Source organism: Bacillota bacterium (assembly GCA_012837335.1).
Taxonomy (GTDB): domain Bacteria; phylum Bacillota; class Limnochordia; order Darwinibacteriales; family DTU012; genus DTU012.
Window position 1 is genome coordinate 1 of sequence record DURM01000013.1, and the last position, 9,721, is coordinate 9,721.

A 9,721-nucleotide genomic window follows, 5' to 3' on the forward strand; every position below is an offset into this window, starting at 1 on the left:
GAGTTGATCAGCACCATTCTTAAGGAAAGCGATAGTTAGTTATTACCAGCTTCTCATGCTGAGGTGTGAGCAAAGCGAGTCTGGTAAGCTGTTTCAAAGCCTCCTACCCACAATGGGTGAGAGGTTTTTTTTCATATTTCACCCCTTAGGAGCAGGACTGGGCTTTTGCTTTTTGTTACGATTATCTTGAGAGTGACGTGTTATTCACAATAGGAGGCGAGAAAAATGGCAAAGGCAGGAGCGCAGGCGAGGTTTCTCATCATTGTCATAGTTGTTAGTTTCTTAAGTGGCTGTTTTGGCGGTGGTGGATCCAGCAGCTCAAACACCTTCAATCTAACAGTAACGGTTTTAGATGATGCTGCGAAGCAACCAGCGGTTGGGGCTGTGGTTGAGGTGGTTGGCAAAGGATTAGCTGTTCAGGAAACCAATGCCAATGGAAAGGTAACTTTCTTGAAACTGGCAGGTTCAATCGAACTCTTGATTAAAGCGCCAGGATTCAGCGAGCAGACTCAGACCGTACTCATGAGCAAAGACCAAAATGTTACTGTTTACCTAACAGCCAAGGTCAATGGAGTAGTAGTTGAGACCAATGAGAATCTAGCTGCTGCAGTTGCAGACCCCACAGTGACAAAGATCACAGTGGTGGAGGACTTAGTGCTCTACCAAAAGCTGGTGATCGACCGCCCAGTTAGGCTTGATCTCCACGATAAAACCCTGACTGGTGATGTGGAATATGTCTTTGATGAGTCCGGGTCACTGCAGTTAACCGGGACCGGACAAATTGATGGGAACCTGATTGTCAATGCTCCCCATGCCTCTATCTCTAACAATCTGCGGGTAACTGGAGTTATTTCCATCCTAGCAGTGGCCAGCCAAACATGGAATGACTACCAGTCCGGGAATGAGTATGTGGTTTCTTGTAAGCATGCGCGGATTAAGCTTTATCAGGGAGCGGCTGCTATTCATTTTACTGAATCTGGCGGTGATAATGTCCTATTTATTGACGGCACTGTGGAGAGCTTTATCGCTGATTCAAGTGTGGAAGTGGAAGGAGCCAAACACATTGTTCACGCAACGGTCAATGCTCAGGGGATAGTTTTTGACTATCCACCGGCAAAGATTGACGGCTCTGAAACACCGGAGATCATCAATTCCGATCCGGTAGACCCTCAGCCTCAGGAAATAGCAGGGCCTAGGTTTGCCACTGTATCCAAAAGAGATGGTGCCTACTTTGATTTTGAAAAAGGTGAAACCAGTGCTGCTCCCGGAGAAGCAGACCTGAAATTAACTTGGGTTCAAATTGGTAATGAGTACACCCTAATCGGATTTGAAAACTGCGCTGGGATGCAGTTTGGTGTTAATCCGAATTTAGGGGGAGGTGATTTAAACCTCATTTTGCAGCAGTTTAGGACCGTGACAGCCGCAGACTGGAGACCGAGTGAGACCCTTGAGGCAATCCAGTTAGCACCCTATGACACTCTCATTCTCAAAACCAATACAGGCCGGCTGGTGAAAGTGTTTATTTTGGAAATCCGAGGCCATTGGCAGCATGATGACGCGGCCGCTGTTGATTTTATCTATCTGTTCCTGGATGAAGTTGATGAAACACCGCCAGAAATCGAGTCGGTTACCTTGGTAACAGAAAGCAGCGCTCGGATTACCAGACCGATTCAAGCTGGGGTTATTGAGTTTGAGATTGATGAAGACCCAGAAAGAATCTACTTTTCTTTTAGTGAGGTGGTTTATAGTAATCGTCCGCTAGCTCGTGGTGATATCAACTCCGGTTTTCCTCCGTCCCAGCTGTGGTTTAGTGCTAACGCTGGTTATTTGGGATCACCCTACTTAGCCCGGGAATTTGGTGCCGGGATCAGTGTTTACGGCATGAGTCCTTCCTGGAGTGTGATTGAACTATCCGGTGGTGACGAAGCTTTCTATGAGGACTTACCTAATGATCATGGCTTTTTCTTTGCAGATATATTTGGTAATGAGCTGACCGAGCTGCCTTTTGACAAGATTGTGATTAAGCGAGTGGAACCATAGCCTGGCGAATTACGAAACCACCATAAAGGAGACTCACACCTAATGACAAAAATAGGGATCTATGCAGGGGTGACTGTGGTAATGCTGGTTGCTGGTATATTTACAGGCTGTATTGGGAGAGGGTCAAAGACTCCGACTTACAGTTTAATGGTAACTGTGGTTGATGATGCTGCCGGCACACCTATTGCAGGTGCTTCGGTGAAAGTGGTCGGAAAAGAGTTGGCTGAGAAGGAAACAAATGCCAGCGGGCAGGTTAGTTTTTCAAAATTAACAGGATCTGTGGAAATCTTGGTTGCAGCCCTCGGTTTTGTTTCCCAGGTTGAAACAGTGGCAATGAATAAAGAGCAGATGGTCACTATCCGACTCGCCATTGATGCGACAGGCACAGTTGTTAGAGATGCTGACGGACTAGAAGAGGCTCTTTGTGATCAAGAAGTGAAGAGCATCGTTGTAGCTGAGGACTTGGTTCTCTCGACAAAGCTCGTGATTGACCGCCCAGTTAAACTGGACTTACGCGGTAAGACCATCACCGGGGATGTGGAATACAGCTTTGAGGATCCGGAAGAATTAGAGTTAGTCGGTTCCGGACAGATCGATGGTGACCTAATTGTTAACGCTCCTAACGCTGCTGTTACAAATCGGCTTCAGGTTACTGGCTCTGTCTCAATTATCGATGTTGCCGGTGCTACCTGGCATGAGTATGCCACCGGAAATAACTTGGTTGTTTTGGATTCGGACCTTGAGGTAAATATCTATAACGGCGCTGAATCGATTGAGATCGGCGCTGATACCTGGGGGATCCGCCTCAAGATTCATGGTGGTACTGTAGCTGAGTTGACCGCTAACTCGAGTGTGACAGTATGGGGTGGCGATCTCATTAAGCTGGCAGCGGTGAATTCGTTTGGAGTGGTCTTTGATCTCAGTCCCCAAGAGGTAGGAGGCGATTTCAATCCTACCATTATTCAATCGTTCGTTCCAGGCACCGGCGGAACTATTCCGGCCCTGACTCCAGCGACCTTGGAGCCTGAAACCTTTGGTGGCCTTTATGTGCAGCGCTATCATCGGTGGCCTAGTATCAATACATCAACAGGTCATCCGGAGGTAGATATGTATTTTCCAACTCCCGCAAGCCTTGGGGGCGATGGGTATGTGCTACAATACTTTGATCCAGCTGACATGATGTGGAAGCAGTATGGCGATATTGAAACTAGTTCAGCTGAAAGTGATAATTTCTCAATTACCTATTGGAGTGAGACCAGGTTCCGCTTAATGATGGTAGGCGGTCCCCTTGATGGCTGCACCTCAAATGAGATCGAAGTTCCTGTTTCTCCGGTCCATACCTATTTCTCCAATTGGGGCATGTCCGGCAGCGAACCGTATGTAGGAGAAATTTACACTGGGTATGCGGCTGCCAAACGGATTTCTGATGGCAGCACTGTGGATGAGAGCTACTTCTCATACCAGTGGTATCGAGTAGATCCGATTACGATGGAAATGGAACCGATTCCAGGAGCCACAAGCATTCAGTATACGACTCAAAATGATGATGTCGGCTGTGCGCTCCTGCTTAGGGCCACTGGTGATGGAACGAATATCGGCGGTGCGGTGCAGATCTTTGCTTCAAGCTTGTATGATCAGAGCCCAAAACCAATTTTAATTCCCAACAAAGCCTATATCTCTGATGTGGGACCAACTGGTTTGACCTTAAACCTGCATAAGAAGATAGCGAGCTTGGCAAAGGAAGAAATCGTAATCTGGGCATATGGCCCGGATGCTCCTAATGAGCCTCTGGAAATTAAGTCGGTAGCCTTTGTGCCGGGTTCGCAGGCGAAGATAGTAATCGAAGCTGACATTCCCGCTGGCCTCGAATCCATCTGGTTGACAGCCAAGACTGGAAACTGGGGAACGGTATCGAACTATCGCGGAGAAGGAGTCCATTATATCAGGAGTGAAGTGATCTACAACTTTTAAATATGCATCTCTGCTATAAGCAGTAAAGCGGCACAGTAATTTGTTTCAGTAACTACAAATTACCCGTCAGAAGCGAAAAGTGTTCTCTTCTGACGGGTTTTTTTAGGGATTGGGCAGTTAGGTATCCATGTCATCTTGCAAATTGATCTGGTATTTTCTCATTTCCTCTTGGCTCAATGCTGCAATCACTCTGGAGACATGCAGGTCATCTTTAACCTGAGCAATGGCAACCCATTCTGCTTTCTTAAGGATCTGTTTATTCGCATCTAACTCCGGGTCAGACCCAACGCTGATTTGCTGCTTGTCATCTAGGGGTTCAGCAAGATAGCAGTATTCAGTCCCGGCTGAATACTTGCGTTCGAACAAGAATCTTAAGACCTTGATATCGAGATTAATTTCCTCCTTAGCCTCTCGAACTGCCGCTTCTTCATGGGTTTCACCTTCTTCAATTCCTCCGCCGGGAAGAGTCCAAAACGATCGATGTTCTTCTACCACTTTGACCATCGCTATTCTTCCCTTGGAAATTACCGCCGAAGAAGCTCTTTCTCTACCCATAATCAGGACCACCTTCACTTAGTTTTTGGCATGGTCGCATCCACGCCCATCACCAAATCTAGGTCTTGGAAACTATGTTCACCATGGCAGTTAATTTACCTGCATAGTGTTAGTTGTGCGAAACTTTATTCAGAAGATGAAAAAATCATTGACTTGGAGAATTGCCGCGGGGTATAATAAGTATAACAAGTTATACAAGTAAGTTGATGTAAACTGCGATACATTAATTGTGATGGGAGGTTTTCGGATGAACAGCAGTCAAAAAGAGGGTAAGTTCATGGGCTCAGTAAAAGTAGGACCAAAAGGACAAATTGTTATTCCTAAAGATGTGCGTGATATGTTTGGCATTAAACCGGGAGACACTTTGGTTTTGCTTGCTGATATCCAAAAAGGCATTGCAATTGAACGCCTTGAGGTTCTTAGTGAAATTGCCGATGCGGTTCTTGAAGGGAGAGCAAAGGATTTGGATCCAGACCATGATGATCAAGATAGGGTAGCTTTTGCTTGGGGGATAAAAAAGATGCGGGAAGAAAGGGGAGATGATGAGTGATTGCAATCCAAACGGAAAATCTGACCAAAAGGTATAAGGATAAATATGCAGTTCGTAATCTTAACTTAAGTGTTAAGCAGGGTGAATTATTTGCCTTGCTCGGAGTCAATGGTGCGGGTAAGACCACAACTATCAAGATGTTATCGTGTCTTGTTAAGCCAACTGATGGGGATGCTCGCATCTTTGGAAACAGCATTACTGCCAATACGATCAAGGTAAAGGAGCTCACGAATGTTTCGCCTCAAGAAACAGCAATCGCCCCAAACCTAACTGTTAGGGAGAACTTGGAGTTTATCGCCCGCATCTATGGCGATGACAAGCGTGCTGCGGCAGAAAAGGCCAATGCGAGCATAGCATCCTTTGGCTTGTCAAACATAGCTGAAGATCGGGCGAAAACACTATCTGGTGGGTGGCAGAGGCGTCTCAGCATCGCTATGGCTTTGATTTCTGAACCACAGTTGCTGTTCCTTGATGAACCTACCCTCGGACTCGATGTTCTTGCGAGGCGGGAGCTGTGGAGTGTAATCAATGGACTGAAAGGAAAAGTAACCATGATCTTAACCACCCATTACTTGGAGGAAGCGGTTTCTTTATCTGATCGCATTGGAATCATGGTCAATGGGGAATTAAGGGAAGTTGGAACTGCGGATGAGTTGATGGAGAAAGTAAACGCCAAGAATTTTGAAGAGGCCTTCATTGCAATTGCTGGCGAGGGGGTACCAACAGTATGAAAACATTAGCGTTTGCATCACGAAACAGCAAAGAGATAATTAGGGACAGAATCAATTTGGTATTCGGGATTGGCTTTCCTATTGTTCTGCTCCTTTTACTCACAGCTATTCAAAAGAATGTTCCTGTCGAGCTTTTTGTAATCGATCAGTTGATCCCGGGAATCGCTGTATTTGGACTATCATTCATTGCCCTTTTTTCTGGAACATTGATTGCAAAAGATCGATCCAGTTCTTTAATGGCACGCCTATTTGTGTCTCCCCTAACAGCTCGTGATTTCATTTTTGGTTATACGCTTCCACTTTTGCCCATGGCCATTATGCAGGTAGTTGTCTGCTATACTGTTGCCGGCTTGCTTGGGTTAAAGATTACTCCAAACGTTTTGCTAGCACTGATTGTTGTGATTCCTACGGCGGTATTTTTCATCGCTATTGGACTCTTGTGTGGCAGTTTATTCAATGATAAGCAGGTAGGTGGTGTCTGCGGAGCTTTGTTGACGAATCTAAGCGGATGGTTTTCTGGAACTTGGTTTGATCTAGAACTTGTTGGCGGCACTTTTGCCCGAATTGCCAACCTCCTTCCGTTTTCCCATGCCGTTAATGCGGGCAGAGCTGCTCTTTCTGGTAATTACCAGAAAATAATGCCTCATCTGTGGTGGGTGATTGGCTATGCTGCTATCACGCTGGCGGTAGCGATTCTTGTGTTTACTAAAAAAATGAGCAGCGACACTCCATAAAATAGATATTCATTACTATTTCAAGCCCATGGGGGATAAATGTCCTTGCCGTGGGCTCCTTTTTACAGGGGATTAGACCACATCAATACTGATTATTTCCGGGATAGGGATTACGGTACCATCATTCATAATCATGAGCCGTTTATACTGGTCAATTTTCACAGCTGTGCCTGTAACAGTAACATAGGACCCGCCGTCTTTTTTAGGATCTGGTTGAAAGTACGTTACTGCGATTCTGGGCTGGTCTTCAAGTTTTTCTAAGATGATTCGCAGCTGGTTGTTTACGGCCTCTGCCATATACTCATCCAGAGTAATTCTCTGCTGGGTCAGCCTTGCCGTTTCCTTGATTGCAGTATCATGCCCAGTGAGCGCTGCAAAGGGCGCAAATTGGGCAGCGCGTTTGCTGATTGGCATTTGGGGACGCGTTTTCGATACTGGGCGGGGAAGATTGATGATATCGTCATAGGACGTCATGCCTTATGACCTCCAATCTGCCTGTTTCTTTCTCTGGTGGTGGCTCCTTCCAGCAAGTTCATTCCTTTTAGGAGCGCGTTTTTACCGTATTTTTCCCTGATAGCCAACGCTGCTTGCTGCACTTTCTTTTCCCGATCTAGTTCAGCTTGTTCACGTTTTTGTTCCTCGGAATCCATAAACAGACTCAGTTGTTGGAAGCTTTCCTTTTCTTTAATGGTGGCTTCGTCCTGTACATCGTTGGCAGCAATGTTTACTCTTCGCACCAAAAGATTCTCATCAACAATGCGGTCAAACAGTTCCATCACGCTTTTTACAATCAGCTTGGTAGAAGAGGTGTATCTGCCGAGATTAATGCTGCCGTGGGCGTGCTTCGGGATTGATCGTCCATAGCTGTCAATAGAAATCTTACCTTGGTAAGACTGGCGTTTCAGTGGATCACGGAGATTCTCGATATCATATCCGATGGTGAGAACAATCTGATTGGTAACCAGCCCTTTTTCCACTAAATCCAGTACCAGCAGTTCTGCCATTTCTCGGACAATTAACCTTGCATTTTTAAAGTTGTAGGGAGCGGGTAGCACCTGACCGGAGCCTACGCTCCTGGAACTAGGCTTATAAGCTTTGATATCGGCAATGGTGCAAGGCTCCCAGCCCCAGGCATGGTCAATCAGCAGCTCTGCATTAACCCCAAAGAGTTCGTAGAGCAAGTCTTCATTGTGAAAATCTGTTGGCTTACCGATGGAACACCGAGCGATATCGCCCATGGTGTAAAGTCCATTTTCCTCCAGTTTTTTAGCATATCCTTTACCGATCCGCCAAAAGTCGGTGAGAGGCCGGTGTGACCACAAGTGACGGCGATAGCTCATTTCGTCTAGTTCTGCAATTCGGACACCATTTTCATCAGTAGGTATATGCTTGGCTCGAATATCCATCGCTACTTTACTGAGGTAGAGGTTGGTGCCTATGCCTGCTGCTGCGGTAATTCCTGTTGTGTTCAGAACATCAAGGAGGATCTTTGTGGCAAGTTCTCGGGCCGTTATTTTTTGCGCGTTTAAGTAGTTGGTGGCATCAATAAACACCTCATCGATGGAGTACACATGAATGTCTTCGGGAGCGATGTGCTTTAAATAGACTTCATAAATCCGGGTGCTGTACTCAATATACAGTGCCATTCGCGGCGGAGCCACAATGTAACCCAGAGCCAGATTGGGAGAGGTTTGAAGTTCTGGATCGTGGAATGAAGTGCCAGAAAATTTTCGTCCAGGGACCTTACGCAATCGGGCGGCATTGATCTCCTTTATCTTTTGGATCACCTCAAATAACCTAGGTCGGCCGGGAATGCCATAGCTTTTTAAAGAAGGGGAAACGGCAAGGCAGATACTTTTATGAGTGCGGCTGGCATCAGCAACCACAAGGTTGGTTGTTAGCGGATCAAGTCCTCGTTCGATACACTCTACTGAAGCGTAGAAGGATTTTAAATCAATTGCGATGTAGGATCTATTCTTCATGATTGTGCACTGCCAACTCCTTCAGCATGGGTATCTAAAATTTAAATCTCGCCATCATGTTTACTCCTATTTTACCATATTAGCCGCAAAAAAGCGAACGTAAGTTCTTGGTAAAAGTATCCATGTTGGCAGCCAAAGGATGCATTTGCGTCGTTCATGAAAACATGTTCCAAGTAAGAAAACAAACATGAAGCTTCACGAAACTCCACAAAATGCCGATTATAGCTCCGCAAATAACGCATCAACATCAAAAGATAAATCAGGAAAACTAGGATGGATAAATGTTCCCTCCGCATAGCGGACTATTGAAGTGTAATAATTATTCCGCAGCTCATAGGCCTCAATGATGCCCTCATGGGGATCTACTATCCAGTAATGGGGTATCCCTGCCTCTTGGTAAACACTTAGTTTTATTACTCGATCTGTGCGGGAGGTTGATGGAGACAAAATTTCCACTACAAGTTCAGGTAGGGAATCCACGGGATCATTCTTAGCCGGTCTTGAACTGGGTAGATAAATTAAATCGGGTTGGACTACTGTATACTCATTGAAGTAAACATCCAAGGGGGCATTAAAAACCTCACCCTTAGGATCAGTACTAGCGAAATAAGCGATCAAGATTTGCTGCAATCGTCTAGAAACACGCCGATGGATAAACGAAGGACTTGGCTCCCGGAATATTAGTCCATTAATTAGTTCTGTGGTGTAACCTGCTTCCGCTGGCAGCTTGGCATAATCAGCATATGTTAATTTTGTAGTTTCAGCATAATCTGAAGATTCGTCTTGGACAACTCCGCTTGTGCCGTTGTGCAGCGCAGCTAAAACGTCTTCTACGTTATAGCGGTATTGACGAGGCCCCAATTCTATATAGGGAATTATTTTTTTCCTTGTGTAGCGCCAGATAGTATCTACTGAGAGATCCAGAAATTCTGCCAACTCACGTGCAGAAACAAGTTTCTTGTTGGACACATTACCCCTCCTCACAACTAAAATCTGCTAATGTAAACTTCGCTTATTAATTTACAACTTATCTAAACTTAAGTCAACATATGCCAGCAGAGTCTAGTCATCTACACTCTGCTGAACTGAAAAAACCAGATCTAACATTTCGTGATCAAGTAATGGACAACTTCCTTCGAAAAACAACAAAACCCCAGC

The 9,721-nt window shown here is 45.5% G+C and carries 9 protein-coding genes; 5 read left to right on the top strand and 4 right to left on the bottom strand.

What is annotated here, in order from left to right:
* The first annotated feature begins 225 nt into the window (after positions 1-225).
* Positions 226-2,040 carry a hypothetical protein gene (locus GX019_02030; GenBank protein ID HHT35935.1) on the top strand — a complete coding sequence of 605 codons (1,815 nt, stop codon included), beginning with the start codon at positions 226-228 and terminating at the stop codon, positions 2,038-2,040.
* Between the two features lie 42 nt (positions 2,041-2,082).
* Positions 2,083-4,011, top strand: coding sequence for a hypothetical protein (locus tag GX019_02035; protein ID HHT35936.1), 1,929 nt, complete (start codon positions 2,083-2,085; stop codon positions 4,009-4,011).
* Between the two features lie 117 nt (positions 4,012-4,128).
* On the opposite strand, the gene GX019_02040 is transcribed toward GX019_02035, so the two are convergent.
* On the bottom strand, positions 4,129-4,566 hold the full coding sequence (locus GX019_02040; protein ID HHT35937.1) for an NUDIX domain-containing protein: 438 nt from the start codon (positions 4,564-4,566) through the stop codon (positions 4,129-4,131).
* A gap of 247 nt (positions 4,567-4,813) precedes the next feature.
* Here GX019_02040 and GX019_02045 point away from each other — a divergent pair, with 247 nt between their 5' ends.
* From GX019_02045 to GX019_02055, 3 genes are read left to right on the top strand one after another with little or no spacing between them, the layout of a single operon-like run.
* Positions 4,814-5,116, top strand: a complete 303-nt coding sequence (locus GX019_02045) for an AbrB/MazE/SpoVT family DNA-binding domain-containing protein (protein ID HHT35938.1) — start codon at positions 4,814-4,816, stop codon at positions 5,114-5,116.
* The gene (locus GX019_02050) at positions 5,113-5,847 is read left to right on the top strand and encodes an ABC transporter ATP-binding protein (protein HHT35939.1); all 735 of its coding nucleotides are present in this window, start codon (positions 5,113-5,115) and stop codon (positions 5,845-5,847) included. The genes GX019_02045 and GX019_02050 overlap by 4 nt, the downstream gene beginning before the upstream one ends.
* Complete coding sequence (locus tag GX019_02055; protein ID HHT35940.1) at positions 5,844-6,581, top strand: ABC transporter permease; 738 nt, start codon at positions 5,844-5,846, stop codon at positions 6,579-6,581. The genes GX019_02050 and GX019_02055 overlap by 4 nt, the downstream gene beginning before the upstream one ends.
* A 72-nt stretch (positions 6,582-6,653) precedes the next feature.
* Here GX019_02055 and GX019_02060 read toward each other — a convergent pair whose 3' ends face one another.
* The 3 genes from GX019_02060 to GX019_02070 form a co-directional block, all read right to left on the bottom strand.
* Entirely contained in the window at positions 6,654-7,055 is a 402-nt protein-coding gene (locus GX019_02060) for a YolD-like family protein (GenBank protein HHT35941.1), read from the bottom strand.
* A complete protein-coding gene (locus tag GX019_02065; GenBank protein ID HHT35942.1) occupies positions 7,052-8,563 on the bottom strand; it encodes a DNA methylase in 1,512 nt (503 codons plus the stop codon). Before GX019_02065 ends, GX019_02060 begins: the two co-directional genes overlap by 4 nt.
* Positions 8,564-8,782: 219 nt before the next feature.
* Positions 8,783-9,532, bottom strand: coding sequence for a helix-turn-helix domain-containing protein (locus tag GX019_02070; GenBank protein ID HHT35943.1), 750 nt, complete (start codon positions 9,530-9,532; stop codon positions 8,783-8,785).
* Between the last annotated feature and the right edge of the window lie 189 nt (positions 9,533-9,721).